The following is a 25,071-nucleotide window of genomic DNA, read 5'->3' as shown; positions in this document are numbered from 1 at the left end:
GTTCACGCCGACCGCCACTATTACAGCCACGCTCACGATGCGCCCAGCCTCGCGCGTCTTCACGTAGGTCGCGTCCACCCACAGATACGGCCAGTCGCCCTCGATCTGACGCCCCAGGAAGGCGTTCACCCGCTCGTCCAGTTCGCCGCACAGCCGGCTGACCTGGCTCTTGGAGACACCGCTCATGCCCATCGACTTGACCAGCTCGTCCACCGAGCGGGTGGAGATGCCCTGCACGTAGGCCTCCTGGATCACGGCGGTGAGTGCCTTCTCGGCGGTGCGCCGAGGCTCCAGGAACTCGGGAAAGTAGCTGCCCTGGCGCAGCTTGGGGATCTTCAGCTCGACGCTGCCGGCACGCGTCTGCCAGGTGCGGTCGCGGTAGCCGTTGCGGCTGTTGAGCCGTTCGGCAGGATTCTTCTCGTCGTAGGCCGCGCCGCAGCGGCCCTCGACATCGAGCTCCATCAGGCGCTGGGCCATGAACTGCACCATCTGGCGCAGCACGTCGATGTCTGCTCCCTTCTCGGCCAGTTCGGACAGTGCGATAGTGGCGTCGGTCATCGTGATTTCCTTCGTAAGGATCAAGGTTGGTATTCGCACCTCAACCCTATCCGGAATCACGATGGCCACCCCCACAAAGGAGCGGCCGCCGCGCGGCAGGCCGCTACGGGTTACGCCCTACGGGCTCCACCCTGCGCGGCCTGCCGCGCGATCAAGACTTACACCACTTCCCGGGACATCAACCATGGTCGGCGTTGGGAGGAGCGCGCCAAGCCCGGGCCGTAGGCAGTCCGGTCGGTCGCGCTGACCGCCCCTGACGCCTGGGCCCCATCGCAGCCCCGCCCTGCAGGGCGTCGAGATGGGGTGGTGGGTCTGTGGGACGCGGCACCACGGTGGCGGCGTGGCCACCCGTGGTGTGTGCAGGGGAACGGAATTCCACTGCGGGCATGGCCTTCTCGGCCTGTGGGCGCAATCGGCCCACACGGACGATCGGATCCTCAGCGCACGGCGTGTGATGGGGCGCGAAGCGTGTTGCGATTCGGCCACGACGTCACGCCGCCACACCGTCCGCCCGTAGGCCCGCGGCACGCAGCATCTCGGCCATCCGTTGCAGCCCCGGCGCCCGCGCCCGCCGCAGCCGCGACTGCAGTTCGGTGCCGATTGGGGTGGCATCGTCCTGCAATCGTTGGAGCATAGACGAGTAGGCCTCCAGCCGGGAGCTGCGCAGCCACTGCTGCAGGTCGGGGCGCTGCGACCAGTTCCATTGGTTCCGCGCGGTCTGCAGGTGCATGCGCAACCAGTCCAACGGCACCTCGGGCACCGGCACGGGTTCGCACAGGGCGTTCTTCTCCTGCTCGCCCTCGAGTGTCGCCTCCAGATGGGCGATGAGGGCGGCACTGAACGAGGGCGCGCAGCGGCGCACGTACTGCGGCACGATGCGGTGCCCCTGGAACACGGGCTCGGCAGGGCCGCGCGGCAAGCCGGCCGCACTGCAGTGCACATGCACGTGCCGTGCCGACGTGGCGATCTGGCCATGCTCCAGGACGATCCGGTCCGTCTCGACGGAGCGTACATGGCCCAGGCGCACCACCCGGAGGATGGTGCGCAGTTGCGCCAGCTCGGCGTCGCTGACGATGGCGCAGCGGTACATCGTGGGCGTGACCGTCCGGTCGATGCGCTGCAGCAGCCGGGCCGACTCGAGGCGTGCGAACAGGTCCGGCAACGAGGTGGCATCGCGCGCCGCCTCGTACTCGCTCGCCATGGCGGCCAGGGTGCGGTGGGCGAACAGGGCAGAGGGCTGCACGTTGGCCCGGTTCAGCAGCCACGCTTCGCGCGGGCGGATCCAGGTGATGGCATCGGGTGCGACGCCATGGTTCAACAGCCACAGCGCGGTATCCAGCGACGTCTTGCCGCCTCCGATGATCACGTAGCCCGCCGCCGGCTGGCGCAACCGTGTCAACTCGGTGGGGGTCAGGCATGTCGCGCCGTCGGCGACAGCAAAGCGCGGCCCATGCGTCGCTGGGACATGCGTGTCGGCCCGGGTCGCATCCACCCAGCGCCGGCGGGCCACCAAGCGGCGGCGCTGGCCGTTCACGAGCGAGACGGCCACGCCGTCCGCATCGACATCGGTCATGGGCAGCCAGGTCACGCGGCCGCTGGCCAGCAGCCGCTCGTGCATCACGCGGTCGAAATAGGCCCGGATCTCGGCGCCGCTGGCGAGCGCTTGCAGACCCCGGTTCAAGCCCACTTCGTCGATGCGGCCGCTGCCCAGGGACAGCGAGTTGACGCCATAGGTGGCCGATGGGCCATGGAGCCGCACGAACGGATAGGCGTCGTGCCAATGCCCGCCCGGGTTGGCGCGCCGGTCCGCGAGGATCACGGTGGCCGTCGTCTCCGCCACGAGTGTGTCGGCCATGGACATTCCCACGGCACCAGCACCCACGATCACATAGTCGGCAGTCAGATTGCTGGCTTGCATGTCGATGTCCTTGGGCGCGTCGCGGTCGAGGGGCCAGGTCATGGGGTGCATCACTGCTCCGCTGCAGCGTTGCGGCTCAGAGCCCACTCGCCGATGCGCTGGCCCATGGCCATGCCCACCTCGGTGGAGCTGCGGTAGTGCACGCCGCCGTAGATGCGTGCCTGGGCCACCTCCAGCACGAAGTCGTCGGGGGTGTGCCAGCGGCGCACGGCACCAGCGGCCGTGGGGCTGACCGTGCTGAGCGTGGGCAACGGCCGCTCCCGTCCCTCGGCCTTCAGCACGGTGGCAACGGTGCTGGCCAGGATGCAGTGCGCGCAGGGGTACTCCGGATGCATCGGCGTGTCGATCAGCGGCGTCCAGCCGGCGTCGCGTTCCGTGCCTTCGTGCCCGTCGAGGTCGCCGTTGCGGATGGCCGTGACGGGGCGCCAGTAGTGGTAGGCGTACTTGGCGTCCATCACGGCGATCAGGGCGTCGTCCATGGACTGGGCCACGGTGGCGAACAGGCGCGCATTGCGCAGGGCGTCCCTGCCAGGCTCCAGCGCCACTGAACGCACCACGCCGTGGTAGATCGCCGGCAGGGAGTAGTCCCAGAAGCGCCCGATCTCGGTCTGCTCCACGCTGCGCTGCCTGCTGTCCTTGCCGCCCAGGGACTTCACCTCGTTGTAGTCGCGTTCCCAGCGCGCGCTGGTCAGTGCCGGCGGCGGCTCGGGGCGAAACTGGTCGGGGCTCCGCAGCAGCCAGGGCGTGCGCCTCGGCCACTGCAGCGCCGCGGGTTGCACCGTGGGCACGTACACGCCAGCGGCGGTCGTCGGACGGTAGGTGTCGGGCGCGCCGGGCATGTCCGCGCCATGGCGGGCCAGCACGCGCTGCGCGGCTTGTTCGCCCGCTGCCAGGTGCCGGGCCCGCGGCGCGTCGTCCGTGATGGTCGCCAGCGCGGCTTGGTAGGCGGCCTCGATGGCGGTGCGCTGCGCCGGCAGCAGTTGCGTCAGCGCTGCGCGGTGTGCCCCGGCGACCGCGGCGTCGATGGCGTGGGGGGCTGCCGAAGGTGTGCGCGCCGCATCGTGCACTGCCTCGTAGGCAGCAGTCTGCACCAGCGCCATGACACGGACGGCCGGCGGCGTGCCGATGCGCGCTTCACCGAGGATCTGCGCCGAACGCTGGTTCCAGTCGGTAATCGCGTCGGCCTGCGCAGTGGGGGCCCATGCCGTCAGGAGGGCTGCGGCCAGGGTTGCCGCAAGGGCGGCACGAGGGATCTGCTTGTTCATGATGATGCTTTCAAAGGTAGGGCGCCTTCGGCGTGCGGCGCTCAGGCGGGGACAGGGAGGCGGTCGTCGGCGCGATCGCCCACGCGCGCGCTTAGGCCGTTGGTTGCGGCGTCACAAGCGTTCATGGGGCAAGACCCCGGTGCGCAGCCAATGGGTGGACGTGCCCGAGCTGGGGACACCGGTGCTGCCGCTGCTGCGGGTCACCAGCCGCTGCCAGGCAAAGGCGCCGGGTGTCGACGGCGACATGCGCGCGCATGCCGCCCCTCGACGCGGCTGCCACGCCCGGGGCCGATGCACTGGCAGCGAGACGGCACGCGCCAACCTGCACCGACACGGCCGACACCGTCGTCAGCGCCAGCGCCGGCATGTCGGGTGCGAGTCCTGGCGGCACGCGGCCGGTCGGGCCGGTGGCGCCGCCCGCCCGGCCCGTCGTCCAGAGGCGGGCTCGCCACGCGGCGCGCGCCTTCGGTTGGATCGCGTTGGGCATCGCGGTGCTCCTTCGCGCGCTTCAGTGCTTGGTGACGACGATCTCGAGGTACTCGCTGGGCACCACCAGCGAACCCGGCCCGGCCACGTTCAGTTCAGCAAGCAAGGCGGTGATGGCACGGTCCAGCGACTGCGCACCGGCGCTGTCCAGCGCGGCGAATGCCTTGTGCGTGGGTCCGTAAGAATCACGGAAGACTTGGACGAAGTGCGCGGCGGAGCGGTAGCGGAAGTTGAAGTGTCGGCGTTCGCAGCGGATCTGCGCGGCCTGCGCGCCGAACAGCTCGACGATGTGCGGTTCGGTGCCCCACAGCGACGGTGGCCGCACGCCGGCGGGCGGAGCGACATGCGCACCGACGACCTTGAACAGGCGGCCGATGAAGCCGGCAGGCGTCCAGTTTGCCAGCGCAACGCGGCCGCCGGGGCGCAGCACGCGCAGCATCTCGCTGGCGGCGCGGCGGTGATCGGGCGTGAACATCACGCCGAAGGTGGACACCACGACATCGAAGCGCGCCTCGGCGAAGGGCAGGGACTCCGCATCGGCGAGTTGGAAGTGGATCGGCAGGTGTTCGGCCTCAGCCCGTGCGCGGCCTTTGTCGAGCAGCGCCTGCACGTAGTCGGTCGAGGTCACCACCGCGTGGCGGCGTGCGGCAGCCAGTGAGGCGTTGCCGTTGCCGGCCGCGACGTCGAGCACAGTCTCGTCAGCGCGCACATCGGCGGCCTCGGCCAGCGTCTCGCCGACGATCTGCAGGGTGGTGCCAACGGCGGCATAGTCGCCGCTGGCCCAGGTGGCTTGCTGACGCAGCTTGATGGCGCTGAAATCGGTGGCAGGTTGGTCGAGGACGGTGTCCATGGTGTGGTGGCTCCTGAGGTTGGGGAATGTCGGCGATCGACGCGGGTGACGCCGATGCAGGCATTCTGGAAACTCGGCGCCATTGACGCTTCACCGCCTGTAGTGCAGATTTGCTCCTGCGTCCGCCGTTGATGGCGTGCAACGGCCGGGCTTGTCCGAGCGTCCGGGCAATTTGATCAAGACGCCCCCGACTGAGGACATGCGATGAGCCACGACCCCTTGTCCGATGTGTTACGCAGCGTGCGGCTGCGCGGCGCGGTCTTCTACTACGTCAGCTTCGATGGCGAGTGGGCGGCCGAGACGCCGCCGTCTCCGACGCTGGCCGGCGCCCTCATGCCGGGCGCCGACCACGTGCTCGCCTACCACCTGATGGCCAAAGGGGAGGGCTGGGCCGCCTCCGACGGCCAGGCGCCGGTGCGCATGGCGACCGGCGACATCGTGATGTTTCCGCGCGGGGATGGACACGTGATTTCGAGCGCGCCGGGGATGCACGCGACCGCAGATGAAAGCGACTGGCGCTACGTGACCCGGGACGACCCCAAGCCGATCGCGGTGGCCTACCACCGCGGTGTACTGCGGCCCGGCACGCCAGGCCCTGCGGACGAGGCCCGCTCCGTGGTGGTGTGCGGCTTCGTCGCCTGCGACATGAAGCCCTTCAACCCGCTGATCAACGCCCTGCCGCCGCAGCTCCACCTGCGCGCCGGCACGCTGGGCCCCTGGACGATGCAGCTGCTCGACCAGGCGGTGGCCGAGTCGCGTGAGCGGCGCGCCGGCAGTGCCGCGGTCCTGGAGCGTGCCAGTGAGTTCGTGTTCGTCGATGCGGCGCGGCGCTATCTTGAATCGCTGCCGCCCGGCTCGGACGGCTGGCTCGGAGCGCTGCGCGATCGCCACGTAGGGCCCGCCATCGCGTTGATGCACGAGCAGCCGGCGCAAGCGTGGAGCGTTGAAGAGCTGGGACGCAAAGTCGGCCTGTCGCGTTCGGCCTTGCATGACCGCTTCGTCGACCTGACTGGCCAGGCGCCGATGCAATACCTGACGAACTGGCGCATGCAACTGGGCGCCGGGCTGCTGCGGCAGGGGCACGCCAAGGTCGCAGCCGTGGCGCTGGAGGTGGGTTATGACTCCGAAGCCGCCTTCGCCCGCGCGTTCAAGCGCCTGGTGGGCCAGCCGCCGGCGGCCTGGCGGCGTGCCCAGACGCGGTGACGTAGCACCGCAGGTCGGCTGTCGCCCAGCCCGCTGCTCTCGGGGCGTGCGCCGACAGGCCGTGGGTCCGCGTGCCGTCAACACAGCCATGTGCCGTCAGAGCTCCGTTGCCAAGGCTGCCGACTGGGCCACTGCTGCGGCGCCGCACCGGCATCGACCGTCGCGTAGGCCGCATCACTCGCGCCCTGCAGCGCAGCCTGGGACGGCATGTGCCCCCGCGTCGCCGGCCCACGCGGCGGCGTGGCCGCAGCCATCGAACGACGTCGGTCCGGGATGCGATCCCTCGCTGGGCGGGCAGTCGTAACGCGCGTCACCGAGCGCCATGCGCGCGCCGTCCCGACGACTGCCCCGCAGCGCCGGACCACTTCGCGGCCCGGCTAGCACTAGGTGAAGACCTGCATTGAGAGACGCAGGCCGCCGTTCCATGCCGAGCAGCGCGGGCTGCCGCAGCATGCGGTCTGCATCCGCACGGGGCCGACGACGCTTCCAGCGAACGACGCGCCGGCCGCGCCCGGACGGCCCCGGCTGTGGGCGTGCCTGTTCTGTAGGCACTCCGGCGCAACCCGCGCCCCGCAACGTTTCTGGACGATCTCCCTGCGGTTTTCCCCAATCTTGTCCACATCGGGCAGGGACAACCGTAGGTTGCGCGTTGGCGGCGTCGGGCGGACACCTCAGTGCCATTGGTGGCGCAAGGAATCCTGCTGACAATTGTGTGCGCGTGAGGGAACGACCGCCGCGGCAGCAACCCCCGATCGCGTTTCGAAGTGCGCGTCAGGTCCGCTGTTCAACCGAACCGGTCCACCAGCAGCTGGCTGTCGAGAAATTACGAACGGCTGCCTGCGCGATGTGCACGCGCGCGCTGCGACCGTTGCTGCCGGCCGGTTCGCGCGTAGCGATAGCTGCTGGGCAGCGGTTGCTGGACACGGGCCGTCCGTCCCGTGTCACCGGTTCAGTTTTTTGGATCAGGGGCTGAAGCCGGACGGCACATCCCCGGTGGATGCAAGCGCGGACGTCTCTCAGGCGAACGCAGCGCGACCGCCCCCTCCAGGGCGATGGCCAAGAAGGGCATCTCCTGCAATGGGAACTTGCACGCGGAGGCACACCCTTTGGTATCCGGTTCCCTTGGTGCGCGTTCGCCGATCTCCGCATGGCCAGCGCACCAGGGCTGCTGAGCGTGCGTGGCGCCCGCCAGCATGGAGAGGCGTTTCTGGCCGCCACAAGCAAATCTCAGCGTCACGCGGGGCACGTGGTGCCACCGGGTCCACCTGCGGTGGCTCGCTCGCCTCGACGCACAACTGTCGCGGTTGTTTACAGGTGCATGCGAGCAATCCGCATGTAGGTGCGTAAGTGATTGATGGACAAGGGTTGGTGTGGATCATGCTGTGTCGACCTTTGTAAGACGTAGGCCCACGGTCTTACGCTCGTCAAACGATCGACCATGGTGCGGACCAGTGCCGTGGCACTGCAGATCAAAGAGCAGCAACCTCAACACGCAGTCCGTCCACGGACTCATCTGGAGACAGCCATGAAAGTGCAAGTTCGCGCTGTGTGCAGCGCGCTGTTCACGTCTGCCTTGATTTGCGGCTCGGCATCCGCCACGCTGATCGGCGACAGCATTGGCAGTGTGATGACATTCCCGTCCGATCTGCCCGGCAGGAACACGTGGGACAGCACGGGTGCCACTCCCGTAGGAACGCCTATCTCCGCGGTGGTCGGGCCTGGCCCGGAATACTCCGTCACGTATCTGGGGACCTACACGGCCGACTTTGGAGCGGACAGCCTGAGAATCCAGCTCTCTGGCGGGCCGTTTTCTCCGATCGGCGATACCGTCCTCTGGGACTTTACCGGTCTCGATTTCTCCACGGGCTTGATCACCGACGTGACGCTGGACTCGACGAATTTTGTCGGGGTGGACTTTTCTTGGACGGGCGATAGCCTGCATGTGTCCATCGTCAATCAGAACACGCCGGAGGTTGCCTTCATGGACTTCACGTTCCAGACCACGGCGCAGGCGGTGCCGGAACCCGGTTCCCTCGCGCTATGGGGGCTGGGCCTTGCAGGGGTGGCAGCGCTGCGCAGGCGCAAGCCGGGCGTGTGTGACCTGCGTTGCACCTGAATTGGAAGCCTGCTGAGTCGGGTTTTTTGCGCGGGGGAGAGGCGTCGCAGGCGGCCGAGGAGCCCGTCGCGGGAGCGGCCTCTCGCATCATGGCGCGCACTGATGTGTGGCGAGACCGGCTGTTGGCCAGCTTCGTTCCTGTCCCGTCCCTTGTTCCCATGCCGGGGCGTGAGCGACGACCCGCGGACAACGCCACAAGCAAAACAACCGGGCTGAGGCCGGCAGGCAGGTTGCCGACACCGCGCGCGAAACGCCCGTCACCAGGCGCCGGATTCAGTTGGCCAACAAAGCTGCCAGTCGTCTCGCGGTTCGCGCGCTGGCGCCTTTGCCGGTCAGCGCGAGTGCCGGGGGGTTAAGAAGCATCCGCATGAAGACGGCGCGCACTTCTTCCGCTCCAATGTCCTCGATCATCGCTATCGCTTCAGCCATTGGTGTCACGGTCCCGCTGGCGAAGAGCTCCTCGACGGCCAGCTCCATGGTCGCGTAGGTCCGTTCTCCTGCGCGTACCCGAGAGACGGTCAGCTGGTTCTTCGCCCGCTCCAAATGCACCGGATCGATGGCCTCGGCCTGCGCGCGTAGCAGGTCGCCCGTGGCCGCCACCAATGCGTCGAGCTTGTCCGACGTCGTGACCGCATGCACCACGAAGTTGGCCCAGATGTCTCCGCTGTCCATCGTGGAATGGGCTGTGTAAGCCAAACCCAGCTGCTCCCGGACGGTGTCGACCAGGGGCGCCGACATTCCGCCTCCGAACAGGGTGGCCGCCAGGGAAGCCGCAAGGCGCCAGCGCTGCTGTGGGACCTCCTCCAGCCGCGCGGGCGTCAGTGGGTAAGCGATATTCAGGAACACTTGGGACACCTGCGTGAAGCGCCGCGCCATGGCATGGCCCGTGTACTTCGCCGGCAATGTCTGTCGCCACTCGGGCGGGTCAGCCGCTTGGGGCATCGTCGCAAACAGCTCCCCGGCAAGCGCCATCCAGGGCTCAACGTCGACATTGCCGGCCGCCACGACGACTGTCTTCTCCGCTGCGTAGTGGGACTGCACATGGCGCAACAGGTCATTGCGTGTGAAGCCTTCGATGTTCTCCACGGTGCCGATCACGGGCATGCCCATCGGGTCGTTGCCCCAGATGGCGCGGTCCAGCAGATCGCTGGAACTGTCTTCGGGGTCTTCTTCGTACTCGATGGCTTCCTGTCGAATGACCTCGCGTTCGCGCTGCAACTCGGCCTCGGGAAAGGTGCTGTTGAGCACGATGTCGGCCGTCATGCGCAGCAGTTGCTCGGCATGCCGGCCCAGACCCGTCATGAAGTACCCGGTCATGTCTTTGCCCGTGAACGCGTTGACGTCCGCTCCCAGCCGCTCCGCATCCAGATTGATCGCCTGCATCGAGCGGGTGGTGGTCCCCTTGAATGCCATGTGTTCCAGGACATGGCCGATGCCGTTGGTGGCCGGCGTCTCGTCGCGGGAGCCGACGCGCAGGAAAACGCCCACACTGATGCTTTGCACATGGGGCATGCAAACGGCGAGCAGCCTGACCCCATTTGCAAGCGTGCGATGGGTCACGGGAACGCGCTCTGCCCGCATCGGGAGCAATGCTCAGCCGGGTTCAGCTGCCGCAGACCGACACGGAAGCCGCATTGCGCGTGAAGGTCGCGACAGCTTCGCCAGTCGCCGAGGGGTCTCACTTGCCCACAACCCAGACTCTGGGATCGCCTGCAGGCATCGTCGGCGATGCGTGCTGAAAAGCACATGCTTTGAGTCATGGTCGCATTGTCGCTGGGTGGGGTGATTCGCAAGGCCGCCGGGCGGCGACTGGCGGTTCTGCGAAGTTCCGGGGATCGTCGAGCCAACAGCCACCGAAAATGGTCGCCAACCCGGGCGTTGAGGAACCGCGTAGGGCGGCAGGCGCTTTTGCGATCACGGGGCTTGCGCGGCAAACGCGCCTTGGTGAGCGTCACACTGGGCGGCCAGGCGTTCATGCTTGGCGAACGCGGCATCCACGGCCCGTTGGGCGACATGCCGAAGCACCTGCTGCAAGGCACGCTGGCCTACACCGTGATCGGCGTCCTCGCGCCCTTCGTTGGATGGCACATCCCGTGTGTCTCAGACGAAGAGCGGCGGCAAGTCCTGGAGTCATGGCGAATGCGCTTGCGGACTAGAAGACGAAGGCGAAAAACTCAAGTTTCCCGACGTCCATGACGCGCGAAGTAGCGATTGTCGATAGAACTACCGAAGCCGGTCATTCACAAACGTCGACATCTGGCGGGTACAGCGGGTCACGATCGCGGAAGTTTTACGCCCATTGCTGTCTCTGGCCGCGTGAACTTGGACAGAGGCGGTGCAGCGGATGCTGGCGGGCCCGGTCAGTGCATCGGTTGGCCGAGCCGTCTGCTCGCCCTGGAGATCGCGTAGTTCACAAGGCAGTAAAGCGCCGCGACGACGAGGTACACGGGCACCAGCGAGTTGTAGTTGGCGATGAGCACCTTGGCGTTCTGCATGAGCTCGCCATAGGTGACGACATAGCCGAAGGTCGTGTCCTTGACCACGATGACCAGTTGCGCGACCAGAGCCGGGACGATGTAGCGAAGGGCTTGCGGAAACACGACCTGGAAAAAGACCTGGGCTTCGGTCAGCCCCAGGCTCCGCGCCGCATCGGTCTGGCCGCGCGGAACGGCGAGCACGCCGGCGCGGTAGACCTCGGCCACCACGGCGGCGGTGCTGAGGCCGACGGGCAAGGTCAGCATCCAGTAGGTGCTCAGCTTGATCCCGGCCGATGGCAGTACCAGAAAACACACATAGATGAGCAGCAGCGTCGGCGTGCCACGTAGGAACTCGATCACCGCGATGCTCGGCCAGCGCACGAGCCGCGGCTGCGCCAGGCGCCCGACCAGCAGCACCAGCCCCAGGGTCAGCGCGATGACGGCAGCCATCGCTGCCGATGCCAGCGTGCCGAGCAGGCCTGTGCCCAGGAAGGACCAGGTCGTCGGCTGGGTGAAGAATCCCCAGAGCCGCCCTTCGAGCTGCCCTGCGGAGTGGAACCGGAACACGACCGCCGCAGCCATCAGCAGCAGCACGGCCGCGGCGACCGCGCTCACTACGCGTGTGACCTGGCGGGCCTGCGCGCTGGGCGCCGCAAACAGAATGTCTTCCAGAGCGCGGCTCATCGCAGGATCCGCACCTTCTTTTCCAGGGTGGCGCCAGCCCAGGCGATGAGCAAGCCGCTCGCCACGTACATCGCGGCTGCCACCGCGAACGCGGCCATGCCCGCGGCGGAGTCGGTGGCGATCTTGGACACCAGCGCGGTGAGCTCGCGGCCCGGAAACGGCACCTGCGAGGCCAACGAGGTCGACAACATCAGCGCCATCAGCAACGAGGTCATCGGCTGCACCACGGCGCGCAGCGCCTGTGGCAAGACCACGGCCGTGACGACGCGCATCGGACGCATGCCCAGGCTAAGTGCAGCCTCCGCCTGGCCACCGGCGACGGTGTTGATGCCGGCACGCAGGTAGTCCGCCGTGAACGCAGAACACACCAGGGTCAAGGTGAGGATCACGCTCGGCTGATAGTCGATCAGGACGTTGAGATCGGGCAGCGCGAACACGATGAAGATCAGTAGCGCCACGCTGGGAATGTTGCGGAAGATCTCGACGTAGACGGTCAGCACGAAGCGCAGCGGCCGCACCGGAAGGAGCCGCAGCACCGTCACCACCATGCCCAGCACGAAGCCGGCGACGAATGACACCGCGGTGAGCTTCCATGTCAGCAAAAGGGCCTGCCCGAAGGCAGGCCCGTAGTCGGCCAGGAGCCGGGACAAACCGTCCATCGGTTACGGGAGGGCGGGTGGCGTGGGAACGTCCGTGCTGCCGGTGCGCTGCCCGATGGACACGGTCCACAGCTTGGCCCAGGTGCCGTCGGCCTGGATCTTCTTCAGGAAGGCGTTGATGAAGGCCACGCCGTCCGAGCCCTTGGGCAGGCCGACGCCGTAGGGGTCTTGCGCGCCGAAGGGTGCGCCCGCCAGTTTCGCGTCGCCGGTTCCCAGGCTCAGGGCATTGAGCAGCAGCGTGTGGTCGGTCACGTAGGCATCCACGCGTCCCTGGCGCAGGGCGTCCAGGGCTTCCTGGTGCGTCTGGAACTCCTGCACGGCCGCCTTGGGCGCGAACTGCGCCAGGATCGCAGGCCCGGTGGAGCCGGCCTGCGTGGCGGTCTTCTTGCCGGCCAGATCGTTGTGCGACTGGATCGTCTTGTTGTTCGACTTGACCAGCACCCCGGCCTGCGAGCTGTAGTAGGGCCCTGCGAACGAGATTTTCTCGGCACGCGCCGGGGTGATGGAATAGGTGGCGAACACCATGTCCACCTGGTCGTTGATGAGCACCTGTTCGCGCGTGGACGAGTTCACCTGCGTGAACCGGTACTTGGACCCGTCGCCCAGGATGTAGCGCGTGAGGAGCTGGGCCAGGCCGGCGTCGAAGCCGCGGATCTTGCCGTCCTTCTCGTTCAGCAGCGAGAAAAGATTCGAGGTCTGGGTGCCGCCCAGGCGCAGCGTGCCGGCCTGCTTGACTTTGCTGGCCCAGGTGCTGGACGCGATGGCCGCAGCGTCGGCGACGGGGCCCTGCGCCACCAGCGCGTCGAACGCCGCCGTGTTGATGGGCGTGCCCTGTGCAAGAAGCGACCCACCGGCGACGAGCGCCAGGGCGGCCACGGAGGATTTCATGATGGATTTGAGCGACATGCGGCTTTCTTGAGGGTATCTGACAGAAATCAATGTATAGCACTTATGGAATGCGCGGTGTGCTCGTCCCGGTCAGTGGCAACAAGCGAACATGTCGGCGGCGAGTACATGGCCACCGTGCGCTCGATAGTCGCCCCGACCCTGGGCTTCGGCCTGGTGGACGGCTCACGGCTGAAGCAGCAGTCTGCTTTTTCAACGCGGCCAGCACCAGTGAGACAAAACCGCGAGCGTGGCGCGACGGCTCCTACGCCTGCGTGGGATTGCACGCCATTTCGATCTGTGGGTGGCCGGCTTGGCGGTGCAGCGCCCGTTGGGCAGGTCGATGCGCCGGTCCTGCAGAATCGCCCGATGAGTGCCGCAGATTTTCTTTTTTCACCCGCCGTGCAGCGACTGCTCCAGGTCACGTTCGCCGAGCCCACGCGGCAGTTCTCCGTGGCCGAGTTGTCCAAGCGGTGCAAGCTGAACGTGGCCGAGGCAGAGGCCACCCTTGCGCATCTGCTGGGCAGTGGGGTGTTGGTCGGTCGCGACGGATCGGGGGACCAACCTGCGTTCTGCTGCGCCAACACCGCATTTGTGTTCTACCCGGAGCTGCGTCGCATCGCACTCAAGTCGGTCGCAGCCGCCGAGCCACTGCGCAACATGCTGCGGACCAAATTCCGCGGGTCCGTGATGAGGGCGTTCTTGTTGGGTGAGAAACATGGCGCCGGCGAACTGGTGCTGGTGATCGTGTACGGTGATGTAGAGCCCGACAAGGCGGCTCTGGCTGGTGCCTTGCAAAAGCTGCTGAAAACCGGGGCGATTCGCCAACACGTGCAGGCCCACGTGATGCCAGCACAGCAGTTCGATGCGTTGAAGCCTGGCGACCCATTCCATGCGCAGCTGGCGGGGGACGGGTGCGTTGGGCTCGTTGCAGCAACCACGCGCAAGGGCAAGCCGAGGCCGCTTCCCGCCCCTTTGGGGCTGCTGGAGAAGGCGCGCCAGGGGCTGCGCCGCCTGACCATGTGATGGCCGCCGGGCCTGTGCGCGGTAGGGGTGGCGAGGCCGATGCGTTTCACGCGCTTCTCGGAACCGCTGGGCGTGGCACGTGACCCTGTCAGTCGGCTTTCCCGACAGCACGGTCCCTCTGGCCGGGGTGGCTCTGGCGTTGCGTCGCCCAGCACGAATTGGCGGGCTTGGCACGCCGTGGTGGACCGACGGCGCGTCCGACCCCAACCCCAAGCTAGGGCCAAAAAAACGTCGCGGGCAGAGCACGCTTCAAGGCATTGGCAAGGGGCGCCGGTCGACGTACGAGGGGCGTCCACGGCTGCCGAATCTGACCTGACGTTGGACGCGGCTGAGGGGATGCGCGCACCCGAGCCACAAGCGTCTCGATCACATGTCCAAGCGCGCAATCCACCAGACCTCCGATTGCCATGCTGAGCGCCACTGCACGACGCTCTCACCCAGCTTCCTCGATCTCCTGGTCCGCGTGCGCGGCGCCAAGGGCCGGGAGAGTGGAGTTCGAAGGCAGTGCAGCGGAACAGGGGCAGCGCGCGGTTCCTGCTGCATCGCCTTGCCGCAGACCCGGCTGATCGGGAACCGGAGAACGGCGAACACCCGCGCTCCCCTCCAAAGCCCCTGTCGTGTTCAGGGCGTCGTTTTTTTTCTCCATGCCGGGCCGGTCCGAACGGGGAGCTATTGTTTGTCCACAGCCCTTTTGACCGTTTCCTCCTAGGCATTCGGATTCGCGCGAGAGTCCTTGTGAGATTGGGTATTTCCACCTTAGACGATTTGCTGAGGCAGCAGCCATCGGTCGTTCTAGGGAGTGGCTGTGCCGCCCGGGTCCACGGCGACGACCCGGTTGCGTCCCGTGCGCTTGGCCTCGTACAGCGCCTTGTCGGCCTGCACGAGCAACATATCCGTGCTGGACTGCGCCGTCGAGGGGACCAGCGTCGAGACCCCCACACTCACGGTGACCTGCTGGATGGGGGCCGCGAACGCAGCCTGTTCCACCTTCCGAACCAGCTCGTGCGCCACGGACACCGCCTGCGCACTGTCCGTGCCCGGCAAGACGATCAGGAATTCGTCTCCCCCCAGGCGCACGACCAGGTCCCCGGCGCGCTGCGCAAACGACTGCAGCAAGGCCGCGACGAGCTTGAGCACCTGATCGCCCACGGCGTGCCCATGGGCGTCGTTCAGAAGCTTGAAGTGATCGATGTCGATGAGCAGTGCCGAGAGGGGAAGGGCTTCGCGCTGGGACCGTCGGAACTCCAGTGACAGTACGTCGTCCATCCGGCGGCGGTTGGACAATCCTGTGAGTGGGTCCGTGGTGGCCAACGCCAGGAGCCGCTCCTTGGCGAACTCGAGCTCATCTTCAACCGCTTTGCGTGCATCGATGCCGCGCAGGTTGACGACGCGGCGGGTGAGCAAGCTTCCCGTGTCGCCGGGAAGATTGCGCGCTCTGGCCTCGACCCACACCAGGCGGCCGTCGCGGTGCCGGACCCGCACGCGGTAGTCGATCTGACTGTGACGGCCGTCCGTGGCTTGGAGCGCCTGTGCGATCGGACCGACATCCGCTGGGTGGCAGTAGCCGACGACGGCTGTCCCCAGAACCTCGTCCGCATGCCAACCGAGCAGCTCGGTCACCGCAGGCGACGCGTAGGTGATGGCACCGCCCTCGACCGACAAGATGATGTCGCTCGAGTATTCAGCCAGGAGCCGGTAGCGCTGCTCCGCCACGGCAAGTGCCGCCTGCTGGCGCCGCAGGTGTGTGATGTCCGTATGCTCCCAGTAGGTGCGGCCCCCGTGATCCCCTTGGTGCTCGATCACGCAGACAAACCGGTCGCCTGGCAAGGCGAGTTCGAAGGGCGTCTCAGCAGGTCGGTCGTGGTCGAGCAGCGCCGCGAGGCTGGTGCTGAACGCTGGGTTCTCAGCTTGCTCCGCCCAAGCCGCCCGGAAGATGCCCTCGAAGCGCTGACCGCATGCGCGGTCGAGGGACCGGAGCCCATAGAGATGGAGGAAGGCGCTGTTGGCCCACACGACCTGGTGGGCGCTGTCCACCACCAGCACGCCGTCGGCGAGCCGCTCGAGCACCGCCGCCGCGTCCAGGCGCAACGCGTCAGCCAGCGGTGCCAGCGCCGGCGTACCGGGCGGCGTATCGGTCGGAGCAGCCGGAACATCCACCTGGCGCCATACGCGTACCCGTCCAAGCTGCGCCACGTCGATCGATGACATGTCGGGACGGACCCCACGGAGGGCGTACCCGTGCGGGCGCCCCGCCATGTGCCGCCGTTCGACGCCGTCCTCGAAGGCTTCCGCCGTCAGACCGCCGTCTTCCAAACCCGCGCGTGCGGCACACCGGCCTGGCTGTTCAGGGGAGGACCCCCCGGCCAGCTGGGCTTCGAGCTCAGGGAACAGATCCACATAGGCTGCGTTCGACGCCAGCACCCGGCCGTCGGGGTCGACAACGCAGTAGGCCACCCCGATCCCGTCCAGTGCAGCCCCAACGGCCGCCATCAGCGCACTTGCCATAGAGTCTTCCTGCAGCTGTCGGCGGTCTTCGGACAAGACGATGCGAACGCTGTTCCTGGTAGCGTTTGTAACAAATATGTGGCGCCCGCGGGCTAGGGAAACCCTGCGCACGTCTGGCCATGAGGGAGATGCACGGCATCCGCGTCGGCACCTTCGGGCGCCCGCGCCTACTGTCGGTTGGCGCTTGCTGGCGCCGCGGCTACGCAGTGTCGAGAACACACACCAGGGAGCGCCCGATGGCCATCCCACCGGGTGGAAGTAAGCGCCCCGCCGCAGAAGTTGCCGCTGACGCGCACAGGGCACTACCCCACCTGCCGCGCGTCGGTCAAAGGGGCTCACTGCGGAAGAGTTCGGGGTCCTGCTGCCGCACGGCCTCATCGCTGGGTTCGACGCCGCCTGAAGGGGGCGATGCGGGTGTGGCAGCCGCCTTGGACGGCGCAGCGTTTCGCTCCTGCAGGCCTGTTGAAATTCCCGCGCATCTTGTGATCCTGGTCACACGCCTTGTCCTGCTGGTGCGCCTATGCTGGCGCCATGAATCAAATCAGGATCGTGCAAGCCGACGGCGTTGCGACATTTGACGGCAGGCCCTTCGCGTCTGAGTGGATGGAGGCGTCGCTGGCCAACCGCTGGTTCCTCAAGACCCGGCTTGCCGAGGCGCTGCGCATGCATGGGCCGGATACGTTTCACCTGGAGACGCGGGTCAAGCGGGCCGAGCCGGCGCTCGGCCTGGCGTAGTCCGCGTTGGGGCAGTCAGCTGTCCTCGTCGACGTACTGCAGATCGGCGCCGAGCGGAACGCTCTGGCCTCGGTAGCAGGCCATCAGCGCCGATTCCAGGGCGTTGTCCCACGCATCGGCGGCGGCCACCTCTTCAGGCGTCGGCGCCATCAGCGGCGACATCCCACTGTCGCCCCACGTCGAGCGGGCATCGGCGCCGCGCTCGGCCTCCTCCGGGGTGATGCCGGCCCGTGCCAGGAATGCGGCTGCAGCGGCCTCGCCGCGTTGGCGTTGAGCGGCGGTCGCGCCGGGAGCAAACAGCCGGAGTTGCATGGTCTTCTCGCGCAGTGGAGGCGGCGGATTTTGCCTGTCCAAGCCGAAAGGCCACAGGATCGACCCCAACGCGCCCATGGTCAACACGAGGGGGCGCTCGTGCCGCGCGGATCGGCGGCGAAGTCGGCCCCACCGACCCGCCGCGCCTGACGTACTGGTGGGGACTTGGAAGTCCATGGTGCCGACTTCGACCGAACCAAGGTTTTGCGGTGGCGGCCCGCAAGCTCCGCGCCTGACGGATCCGTGTGCTGGTAGTGGAGGACAACCTGGACGGGCTCTCCACCTCGGTGGAGCTCATTGAAGCGGGAGGGCATGCAGCCGAAGGCGCGGCCGATGGGCCGCAAGCACTGCGGATCGCTGCCCGGTGGGCACCGGACGTCGTGCTCCTCGAGCTCGGTCTGCCCTTGATGAATGGCGACGAGGTGTCCAGGCGCTTGCGCGGCGATCTGGGGCTTCACGACGCGCGTGTCGTCGTCCCCACCGGGTGGGGTACGCAGCTCGATCGCGACGCCACCGCAGCCGCTGGATTCAATGCGCATCTGGCGAAGCCGGTGGATCCTGACCATCTGCTCAAGCCCTCTAGACGGCTGGACGGCCACCAGTCGAGACGGTTCGGCGGCTGAGATCCAGGTGCCCTGAACCACACAGCCTAGAAGGCAGGTACCGGTGCGAAGGGGGCGATGGAACACCGGTGCCCGAAGCGCCTGCGCCACTGCCAGCACCAGCGCAGTGGCCCGCGAGATGGCCGCGCCACAGGTGCGCAGGCCGGAGCGTCCGGGTGCCCGCAGATCGCCGCCCGTGCCAGGCGGGCATTCGCCGGGCGTCGCAGGACCCGGCTGCCCATCTTCCTCCCCCAGTGTCGCGTGGTGACGGTCGTGTCCTCGAGGCTGCGGTTGTCCATGGCCGCCGTACCCTACGGCGGGGCGAACATCGGCCTCCACCATGCTGCGCTGGCCCCCAGGCACAGCACGTACGATGTGCGCTCTTGCGCCCGCTGCCATGAAGGATTGAACGGCCGATGTGCTACTCCGCCCAGATCAAGGCCGACTACCTGCGCTTCACCAGGGAGTACGGCGCCCAGCTCAGCCTGCACGACTTTTACGATGTGTTCTGGCGCCGCCTGACCGACCGCAAGATCCAAGTCCCGCGGGCCGTCGAGTCAGCGTTCGCGTCACCGCTGACCGACGAGGCGCGCGCGATCAAGGCCCTGATCGGGCAACACGCGGCCGCGCACGCGCGAGTGCTGCGTGGGGAGCAGGCCAAGCAGCAAGAACGCTTGGACAAGGCGCAAGCGAAGCTGCTCGTCAAGACGACGAAGACGGCGACCGAGGAACGGCGCATCGCCCACAAGAAGATCGCCGAGCTGCAGCAGCGCTTCGACCAGTTGGAGCGCACCGAGCTCAGCGCTGCGGACGCGCGCTTCTTCCCCGGCAGCTACGTGCCCGTGATGGTGGTGGAGAACGGCGAGCGCGTCTTCAAACCCATGCGCTACCAGTGCCGGCCTTGGCACGTGCCGGCGACGTTCGATGCCCAGTACCCCGGCACCTACAACGCGCGCAGAGACAGCCTTCGGCAGTTCTGGAAAGAACTGTACGGAACCCACCATGGTGTCGTCATCCTGAGCGCGTTCTTTGAGCACGTGCCGCTGCACATGGCAGAAGGGCGGGCGCTGGCGCCCGGTGCGCTCGCGCGCACGACACAGGTGGAGTTTCGGCCGGAGCCGGCTCAGGACTTGCTGGCGGCCTGCATCTGGTCGCGTTGGTCGGGGCCGGGGGAGCCCGATCTGCTGTCCTTCGCGCTGGTCACCGAGGACCCGCCGCCGGAGGTGCTGGCCGCCGGACATGACCGCTGCATTTGCCCGATCCAGCCGCAGGACCTCGACGCCTGGTTGCGGCCTTCACGCGCGGACCTGGCGACGCAGGATTCGATCCTGGACCGGCGGATGCGGCCCTACTTTGCGCACGCGATTGCCGACCGCAGCGCAGCCATCCATGCGGGACAGTCGGCATGAGACTGCCGCTGCCATCGAGGCGCGCGCAGGCGCTGCGTCGCTGAGGACGGCGGCCGGGGGCGGCGCGGCGAGGGCCTCCAAGATCCGACAGACGCACGGATTCTTTCGTGGTACTGTATGGATATACAGATTGACTGCCATGTCCGCTCTCCCGATCTTCGACCCACCAGCCGCCGCGACTGCAGGCGCCTTGTCTGCGCTGGCGCTGCCGCGCCGCGTGGCGCAGGCCGTCTGGCGCGGTGACGCACTGGGTACCCGCCAGGCCGACACGTGCCCGACCGGCTGGCCTGCCCTGGATGCCGAACTGCCAGGCGGCGGTTGGCCACGGCAAGCCATTGTCGAAGTCCTGGCGGCCCAGCCGGCCGTGTTCGAATGGCGCCTGTTGGGTGCGGCCCTGCGCCGCACGGCAGACGCGGGCGGCCAGGTCGTCGTGGTGGCCCCACCGCGCGATCCGCATCTGCCCGGTCTGCAGCACATCGGCGTGCAGGAGCGCCAGTTCATCTGGATCCAGGCCGCGTTGCCGGCCGAACGCTTGTGGACCACCGAGCAACTCATCAAGTCCAACGCGGCCGGGGCGGTGGTCGCCTGGTTGCCCCAGGCGCGGCCCGAGCAATTGCGGCGCCTGCAGGTGTGCGCGCTGGCCTGCGAAGCCCTGGTGTTTTTGTGCCGGCCTGAAGCGGCCCGCCATGAATCGTCGGCGGCACCACTGCGCGTGCAGGCGTCGGTCGGCGCGGACTGGGAACTGACGGTCCAGATCCTGAAGCGCCGCGGCCCGTCGCACGATGTGCCCCTGGTGCTGCCCTCGGTGCCGGGGGGACTGGCGTCGGTGCTGACCCCCCGGACGCGCCAGCCCAGCCGATTGATTCCGTCTCAGGAGGCCGCCGATGCTGTGGGCCGCGCTGCTGTCCGCGAACGGCCCCGACGGCACGCCACCGTCGGATGACGCGCTGCGAGGCCTCGCGCTCTGGACGCTGCAGTTCACGCCGCGCGTCGCAGTCGTCGAGGACGCGGTGGTCATCGAGGTGGAGGCCAGTGCGCGTCTGTTCGGCGGCAAGCGCGCGTTGCGCGACCGCGTGGTGCAGGAGGCGCCCGAGGCCGGCGTGACGGCCGTCGCCTGGGCGCCCACCAGCCTGGCCGCCCTCGCGCTGGCCAGGGTGGGCCAGGAGAACGGCGTGCGGGCGCCGCTGGCCAGCTTGCTGGACCGGTTGCCGATGGACACGCTGTCGGCCGTGCGGCCGCACCGCACGACGCTGACCCAGCTCGGCTGCAAGACCCTGGGCGACATCCGAGCCCTGCCGCGTGGTGGCCTCAGCCGGCGCTTCGACGCCCAGCTCCTGGTGGCGCTCGACCAGGCCTACGGCCTGCGTCCGGAAGCCCACACCTGGGTCGCGCTGCCGGACACCTTCCAGGCCCGGCTCGAGATGGTGTCGCGCGTCGATACCGCGCCCGCACTGTTGTTCGGCGCGCGCCGCTTGCTGGTGCAGCTGGGCGGCTGGCTGGCGGCCCGGCAGGCCGGCACGACGGCGTTCACGCTGCGCTGGCGGCACGACGCCATGCGGGCGCGTGATGCCGGTGACGGCGGCGAGCTCACCGTGCGCACGGCCGCGCCGATGCGGGATGTCGAGCACCTGTGCCGGCTGCTGGCGGAGAACCTGGCGAAGGTCCAGCTGAAGGCGCCTGCGGGTGAACTGGAACTGGAGGCGCTCGACGTGCAGGCCTTGGCGGCGCTGAGCACATCGTTCCTGCCGGATGCGATGCGCCAGGGCGAGTCGATGACGCTGGTGCTGGAGCGCATCGCCGCCCGGTTGGGTCCGCAGCGGGTGCTGCGGCCGGTCATGGTGGAGGACCACCGCCCGGAGTGGATGCAGCAGTGGCAGGCGGCGCCATTGCCGATGCCCAAGAAGGTGGTGCGGCGCAGCCGGTTTCCGCAGCCGACCTTCGTGCTGCCCGCGCCCTTGCGCCTGGCGGTGCGCGACCACCGCCCGCTGTACCAAGGGCCGCTCCAGCTCGTGGCCGGGCCACACCGTGTGGAGGGGGGCTGGTGGCACCGTATCGGCGAGGACGGCGCGCAGACCACGCGCAATGTCGTGCGCGACTACTGGGTCGCGTTCAGCGCGCACAGTGGCGTGCTGTGGGTGTTCCAGGAGCGGCTGGCCGGGGACCGGTCGACCTGGTACCTGCAGGGATCGTTCGCATGAGCGTGGATGCGCGCGCGGGCATCCCGGCGTATGCGGAGTTGCGGTGCCTGAGCAACTTCTCCTTTTTGCAGGGGGCGAGCTGGCCCGAGGAACTGGTCGAGCGGGCCCAGCACCTGGGCTACAGCGCCCTGGCGCTGGTCGATGAATGCTCGATGGCCGGCGCCGTGCGCGCGCATGTCGCCGGTAAGGAGCACGGCCTGAAGGTGCTGCACGGTAGCCAGTTCGCGGTGCAGGGCGACACCCCGTGCACGCTCGTCGTGCTGGCCTGCAACCTGAACGGCTACGGCAATCTGTGCGAGTTCATCACGGGGCTGCGGCTGACCTCGCCCAAGGGCACCTACCGGCTAACGCTCGAGGCCGTCGATCCGCAGGACCTGTCCGACTGCCTGGTCGTCGTGTCGCCCGACCGCGACGCCTGCGATGCCCAGCTGGAACGGGTGGCCCGCTGGCTGTTGAGTCGCTTTACGGGGCGTTGCTGGCTGGGGGTTGAGCTGTACCGCGTGCTGGACGACGAGATGTGGCTGCACCGGCTGCGCCAGGTCGGCCAGCTGACCGCCATCCCGCTGGTGGCGTCGGGCGACGTGCGCCTGCACGTGCGCTCGCGCAAGCCGCTGCACGATGTGATGACGGCCACGCGCGTGGGGCGGCCGCTGACCGACTGTGGCTTCGAACTGGCGCTGAACTCGGAGCAGCACATGCGCAGCCGGGTGTTGCTGGCGCAGCGCTTCACACCCGAGCTGTTGGCCGAGACCCTGCAGATCGCCGACCGCTGCCAGTTCTCGCTGGACGAGCTGCGCTACCAGTACCCGGACGAGGTGGTGCCGGCCGGCCAGACGCCCGCCGGCTACCTGCGCCAGCTGGCGTACGAAGGGGCAGGGCGCCGCTGGCCCGCCGGCGTGCCGGCCAAGATCCAGACGCAGATCGAACACGAGCTGGCGCTGATCGCCGAGCTGGGCTACGAGCACTACTTCCTGACGGTCGCGGACATCGTGCGCTTCGCGCAGTCGCAGCACATCCTGTGTCAGGGGCGCGGCAGCGCGGCCAACAGCGTGGTCTGCTACTGCATCGGCGTGACCGAAGTCGACCCGGCCCGCATGAGCGTGCTGTTCGAGCGCTTCATCTCCAAGGAGCGCAACGAGCCGCCGGACATCGACGTCGATTTCGAGCACCAGCGCCGCGAGGAGGTCATCCAGTACCTGTACCGCAAGTACGGCCGGGACCGCGCGGCGCTGACGGCCGTGGTCATCAAGTACCGGGCCAAGATGGCGTTCAAGGACGTCGGGAAGGCCCTGGGCATCGAACTGGCCAAGCTCGACGCGTTGGCCTCGAACCTGGCCTGGTGGGATGGCCGCGAGGTCATGCCGCAGCGCGTGGCGGAGGCCGGGCTCGACTTTCACGACCTGGCCGTGCAGCAGCTGATGCTCCTGACCGGGCAGCTGATCGGCATGCCCCGGCACATGTCGCAGCACCCCGGCGGTTTCGTGCTCACCAAGGGGCCGCTGCAGCGCCTGGTGCCGATCGAGAACGCGGCGATGGAGGACCGCACCATCGTCGAGTGGGACAAGGACGACCTGGATGCGCTGGGCTTGCTCAAGGTCGATGTGCTGGCCCTGGGCATGCTGTCGGCGATCCGACGCTCCCTGGAGTTCATCAGCCAGCGCAAGCGCTATGCGTTCTCGATGCAGGACATTCCGGCCGAGGACCCGGCCACCTACGCGATGATCTCGCGCGCCGACACGGTGGGCGTGTTCCAGATCGAGAGCCGCGCGCAGATGGCGATGTTGCCGCGTTTGAAGCCGCAGTGCTTCTACGACCTGGTGATCGAGGTGGCCATCGTGCGGCCTGGGCCGATCCAGGGTCAGATGGTGCACCCGTACCTGAACCGGCGCCAGGGCAAGGAGCCCGTCGACTATCCGAGCGAGGCGCTGAAGGAGGCGCTGGGCCGCACGCTCGGCGTGCCGATTTTTCAGGAGCAGGTCATGCAAATCGCGGTGCTGGCCGCCGGCTTCACGCCGGGCGAGGCGGACCAGCTGCGCCGCTCGATGGCGGCCTGGAAACGCAAGGGCGGGCTGCAGCACTACTACGACAAGATCGTGCACGGCATGACCGCGCGCGGCTACGAGCAGGCCTTCGCGGAACAGATCTTCGAGCAGATCAAAGGCTTCAGCGAATACGGCTTTCCGGAAAGCCACGCCGCCTCGTTCGCCTTGCTGGTCTACGCGTCGTGTTGGATCAAGCACCACCACCCGGCCGAGTTCCTGGCGGCGATGCTGAACAGCCAGCCGCTGGGCTTTTACTCGCCGTCGCAGCTGGTGCAGGATGCGCAGCGCCACGGTGTGCAGGTGCGGGCTGTGGACGTGATGGACAGCGACTGGGACTGCACGCTGGAGGACCTACCGGATCCACCGGCCGTGCGGCTGGGCCTGCGGTTGGTCAAGGGCCTGCAAGAAGCCTCGGCCGCGCGCGTCGTCGCGGCCCGTTGGCAGTCGCCGTTCGACGACCCCGAGGACCTGTCGCGCCGCGCGGGGCTGGAGCAGCACGAGATGCAACTGCTGGCCGGTGCGGATGCGCTGAGGAGCCTGTCGGGGCACCGGCGCCAGCAGGTCTGGCAGGCGTCGGCACTGCGACGACCGCCGCAGCTGCTGCGCGACGCGTCTGTGGACGAGGAGTTTTTAGAGCTACCGGCCGCGCGCGAAGGTGAGGAGGTGGTGCACGACTACGACACGGTCGGCCTCACGCTGCGCAGCCATCCGCTGGCGCTGCTGCGGCCCGCGCTGCGCAAACGCCGGCTGGCCACGGCAGAGGAACTCGCGCGCGTGCCGGACGGGCAGTTCGTGCGCTACGCCGGCATCGTCACGATCCGCCAGCAGCCGGAAACCGCCAAGGGCACGGTGTTCATCTCGCTGGAGGACGAGACCGGCAATGTGCAGGTGATCGTCTGGAAGACCTTGAAGGAGCAGCAGCGCCCGGAGGTGCTGCGCGCGCGGCTGCTCGCGGTGTACGGGCAGTGGCAGCGCCAGGGCGACGTCAGCAATCTGATTGCGCGCAAGCTCGCAGACCTGACGCCGTTGCTGGGGCGGCTGACCACGGGCAGCCGGGATTTCCGGTAGCGTTGGACGCAGCGGTAGCCGACGGCCGCGGCTGGGCAACCTGCGCGACGCCACTGGGTGAAGGCGGTCCGGG

At 68.1% G+C, this 25,071-nt stretch carries 20 protein-coding genes; 9 read left to right on the top strand and 11 right to left on the bottom strand.

Going from position 1 to position 25,071, the window contains the following annotated elements; all coding sequences use genetic code 11:
- The 5 genes from AC099J_RS23955 to AC099J_RS23935 form a co-directional block, all read right to left on the bottom strand.
- On the bottom strand, positions 1-558 hold a 558-nt coding region (locus tag AC099J_RS23955; RefSeq protein WP_479617801.1), incomplete at its 3' end, for a transposase.
- A 490-nt stretch (positions 559-1,048) separates the two neighbouring features.
- A complete protein-coding gene (locus AC099J_RS23950; RefSeq protein ID WP_479617800.1) occupies positions 1,049-2,518 on the bottom strand; it encodes an NAD(P)-binding protein in 1,470 nt (489 codons plus the stop codon).
- A gap of 8 nt (positions 2,519-2,526) precedes the next feature.
- Positions 2,527-3,741: a vanadium-dependent haloperoxidase gene (locus AC099J_RS23945; RefSeq protein ID WP_479617799.1), complete on the bottom strand. Its 1,215-nt coding sequence runs from the start codon at positions 3,739-3,741 to the stop codon at positions 2,527-2,529.
- A gap of 121 nt (positions 3,742-3,862) precedes the next feature.
- Positions 3,863-4,228, bottom strand: a complete 366-nt coding sequence (locus AC099J_RS23940) for a hypothetical protein (protein ID WP_479617798.1) — start codon at positions 4,226-4,228, stop codon at positions 3,863-3,865.
- Positions 4,229-4,249: 21 nt separating this feature from the next.
- Positions 4,250-5,077 (bottom strand): class I SAM-dependent methyltransferase, encoded by an 828-nt coding sequence (locus AC099J_RS23935; protein ID WP_479617797.1) that lies wholly within the window; start codon positions 5,075-5,077, stop codon positions 4,250-4,252.
- Positions 5,078-5,281: 204 nt separating this feature from the next.
- On the opposite strand from AC099J_RS23935, the gene AC099J_RS23930 reads away from it, so the two are divergent.
- Complete coding sequence (locus AC099J_RS23930) at positions 5,282-6,280, top strand: AraC family transcriptional regulator (protein WP_479617796.1); 999 nt, start codon at positions 5,282-5,284, stop codon at positions 6,278-6,280.
- Positions 6,281-7,805: 1,525 nt separating this feature from the next.
- Positions 7,806-8,396, top strand: coding sequence for a PEP-CTERM sorting domain-containing protein (locus tag AC099J_RS23925; protein WP_479617795.1), 591 nt, complete (start codon positions 7,806-7,808; stop codon positions 8,394-8,396).
- Positions 8,397-8,669: 273 nt separating this feature from the next.
- Here the strand turns inward: AC099J_RS23925 and AC099J_RS23920 are convergent, their stop codons facing one another.
- From AC099J_RS23920 to AC099J_RS23905, 4 genes are all read right to left on the bottom strand, one after another.
- On the bottom strand, positions 8,670-9,977 hold the full coding sequence (locus AC099J_RS23920) for a M16 family metallopeptidase (protein WP_479617794.1): 1,308 nt from the start codon (positions 9,975-9,977) through the stop codon (positions 8,670-8,672).
- A gap of 779 nt (positions 9,978-10,756) precedes the next feature.
- Positions 10,757-11,557, bottom strand: coding sequence for an amino acid ABC transporter permease (locus AC099J_RS23915; RefSeq protein WP_479617793.1), 801 nt, complete (start codon positions 11,555-11,557; stop codon positions 10,757-10,759).
- Complete coding sequence (locus tag AC099J_RS23910; protein WP_479617792.1) at positions 11,554-12,216, bottom strand: amino acid ABC transporter permease; 663 nt, start codon at positions 12,214-12,216, stop codon at positions 11,554-11,556. The genes AC099J_RS23915 and AC099J_RS23910 overlap by 4 nt, the downstream gene beginning before the upstream one ends.
- 3 nt (positions 12,217-12,219) lie before the next feature.
- Complete coding sequence (locus tag AC099J_RS23905) at positions 12,220-13,122, bottom strand: glutamate ABC transporter substrate-binding protein (protein WP_479617791.1); 903 nt, start codon at positions 13,120-13,122, stop codon at positions 12,220-12,222.
- A 348-nt stretch (positions 13,123-13,470) separates the two neighbouring features.
- Between AC099J_RS23905 and AC099J_RS23900 the strand changes: the two genes are divergently transcribed.
- Complete coding sequence (locus tag AC099J_RS23900; RefSeq protein WP_479617790.1) at positions 13,471-14,127, top strand: hypothetical protein; 657 nt, start codon at positions 13,471-13,473, stop codon at positions 14,125-14,127.
- Positions 14,128-14,919: 792 nt separating this feature from the next.
- On the opposite strand, the gene AC099J_RS23895 is transcribed toward AC099J_RS23900, so the two are convergent.
- Complete coding sequence (locus AC099J_RS23895; protein WP_479617789.1) at positions 14,920-16,632, bottom strand: GGDEF domain-containing protein; 1,713 nt, start codon at positions 16,630-16,632, stop codon at positions 14,920-14,922.
- A 531-nt stretch (positions 16,633-17,163) separates the two neighbouring features.
- Between AC099J_RS23895 and AC099J_RS23890 the strand changes: the two genes are divergently transcribed.
- Positions 17,164-17,367, top strand: a complete 204-nt coding sequence (locus AC099J_RS23890; RefSeq protein WP_479617788.1) for a hypothetical protein — start codon at positions 17,164-17,166, stop codon at positions 17,365-17,367.
- A 15-nt stretch (positions 17,368-17,382) separates the two neighbouring features.
- Here the strand turns inward: AC099J_RS23890 and AC099J_RS23885 are convergent, their stop codons facing one another.
- Positions 17,383-17,679, bottom strand: a complete 297-nt coding sequence (locus tag AC099J_RS23885; RefSeq protein ID WP_479617787.1) for a hypothetical protein — start codon at positions 17,677-17,679, stop codon at positions 17,383-17,385.
- A 254-nt stretch (positions 17,680-17,933) separates the two neighbouring features.
- Here AC099J_RS23885 and AC099J_RS23880 point away from each other — a divergent pair, with 254 nt between their 5' ends.
- The 5 genes from AC099J_RS23880 to AC099J_RS23860 all read left to right on the top strand — a co-directional run bounded on the left by AC099J_RS23880 (position 17,934) and on the right by AC099J_RS23860 (position 24,998).
- Positions 17,934-18,302 carry a response regulator gene (locus tag AC099J_RS23880; RefSeq protein ID WP_479617786.1) on the top strand — a complete coding sequence of 123 codons (369 nt, stop codon included), beginning with the start codon at positions 17,934-17,936 and terminating at the stop codon, positions 18,300-18,302.
- A 395-nt stretch (positions 18,303-18,697) separates the two neighbouring features.
- On the top strand, positions 18,698-19,690 hold the full coding sequence (locus AC099J_RS23875) for an SOS response-associated peptidase family protein (RefSeq protein WP_479617785.1): 993 nt from the start codon (positions 18,698-18,700) through the stop codon (positions 19,688-19,690).
- A 139-nt stretch (positions 19,691-19,829) separates the two neighbouring features.
- Positions 19,830-20,633, top strand: a complete 804-nt coding sequence (imuA, locus tag AC099J_RS23870; protein ID WP_479617784.1) for a translesion DNA synthesis-associated protein ImuA — start codon at positions 19,830-19,832, stop codon at positions 20,631-20,633.
- On the top strand, positions 20,575-21,888 hold the full coding sequence (locus tag AC099J_RS23865) for a Y-family DNA polymerase (RefSeq protein ID WP_479617783.1): 1,314 nt from the start codon (positions 20,575-20,577) through the stop codon (positions 21,886-21,888). The genes imuA and AC099J_RS23865 overlap by 59 nt, the downstream gene beginning before the upstream one ends.
- A complete protein-coding gene (locus tag AC099J_RS23860) occupies positions 21,885-24,998 on the top strand; it encodes an error-prone DNA polymerase (protein ID WP_479617782.1) in 3,114 nt (1,037 codons plus the stop codon). Before AC099J_RS23865 ends, AC099J_RS23860 begins: the two co-directional genes overlap by 4 nt.
- Positions 24,999-25,071: the final 73 nt, after the last annotated feature.

This window comes from Rhodoferax sp. RT4P68, from assembly GCF_056521305.1.
The sequence above is the reverse complement of the archived record's forward strand: the minus strand, read 5'-3'. Positions and strand labels throughout refer to the sequence as shown.

Coding starts and splice junctions, on each gene's coding strand:
- AC099J_RS23950 (WP_479617800.1), bottom strand. CDS start 2,518: ATGACCTGGCCCCTCGACCGCGACGCGCCCAAGGACATCGACATGCAA.
- AC099J_RS23945 (WP_479617799.1), bottom strand. CDS start 3,741: ATGAACAAGCAGATCCCTCGTGCCGCCCTTGCGGCAACCCTGGCCGCA.
- AC099J_RS23940 (WP_479617798.1), bottom strand. CDS start 4,228: ATGCCCAACGCGATCCAACCGAAGGCGCGCGCCGCGTGGCGAGCCCGC.
- AC099J_RS23935 (WP_479617797.1), bottom strand. CDS start 5,077: ATGGACACCGTCCTCGACCAACCTGCCACCGATTTCAGCGCCATCAAG.
- AC099J_RS23930 (WP_479617796.1), top strand. CDS start 5,282: ATGAGCCACGACCCCTTGTCCGATGTGTTACGCAGCGTGCGGCTGCGC.
- AC099J_RS23925 (WP_479617795.1), top strand. CDS start 7,806: ATGAAAGTGCAAGTTCGCGCTGTGTGCAGCGCGCTGTTCACGTCTGCC.
- AC099J_RS23920 (WP_479617794.1), bottom strand. CDS start 9,977: ATGCGGGCAGAGCGCGTTCCCGTGACCCATCGCACGCTTGCAAATGGG.
- AC099J_RS23915 (WP_479617793.1), bottom strand. CDS start 11,557: ATGAGCCGCGCTCTGGAAGACATTCTGTTTGCGGCGCCCAGCGCGCAG.
- AC099J_RS23910 (WP_479617792.1), bottom strand. CDS start 12,216: ATGGACGGTTTGTCCCGGCTCCTGGCCGACTACGGGCCTGCCTTCGGG.
- AC099J_RS23905 (WP_479617791.1), bottom strand. CDS start 13,122: ATGTCGCTCAAATCCATCATGAAATCCTCCGTGGCCGCCCTGGCGCTC.
- AC099J_RS23900 (WP_479617790.1), top strand. CDS start 13,471: ATGAGTGCCGCAGATTTTCTTTTTTCACCCGCCGTGCAGCGACTGCTC.
- AC099J_RS23895 (WP_479617789.1), bottom strand. CDS start 16,632: ATGGCAAGTGCGCTGATGGCGGCCGTTGGGGCTGCACTGGACGGGATC.
- AC099J_RS23890 (WP_479617788.1), top strand. CDS start 17,164: ATGAATCAAATCAGGATCGTGCAAGCCGACGGCGTTGCGACATTTGAC.
- AC099J_RS23885 (WP_479617787.1), bottom strand. CDS start 17,679: ATGCAACTCCGGCTGTTTGCTCCCGGCGCGACCGCCGCTCAACGCCAA.
- AC099J_RS23875 (WP_479617785.1), top strand. CDS start 18,698: ATGTGCTACTCCGCCCAGATCAAGGCCGACTACCTGCGCTTCACCAGG.
- imuA (WP_479617784.1), top strand. CDS start 19,830: ATGTCCGCTCTCCCGATCTTCGACCCACCAGCCGCCGCGACTGCAGGC.
- AC099J_RS23865 (WP_479617783.1), top strand. CDS start 20,575: ATGCTGTGGGCCGCGCTGCTGTCCGCGAACGGCCCCGACGGCACGCCA.
- AC099J_RS23860 (WP_479617782.1), top strand. CDS start 21,885: ATGAGCGTGGATGCGCGCGCGGGCATCCCGGCGTATGCGGAGTTGCGG.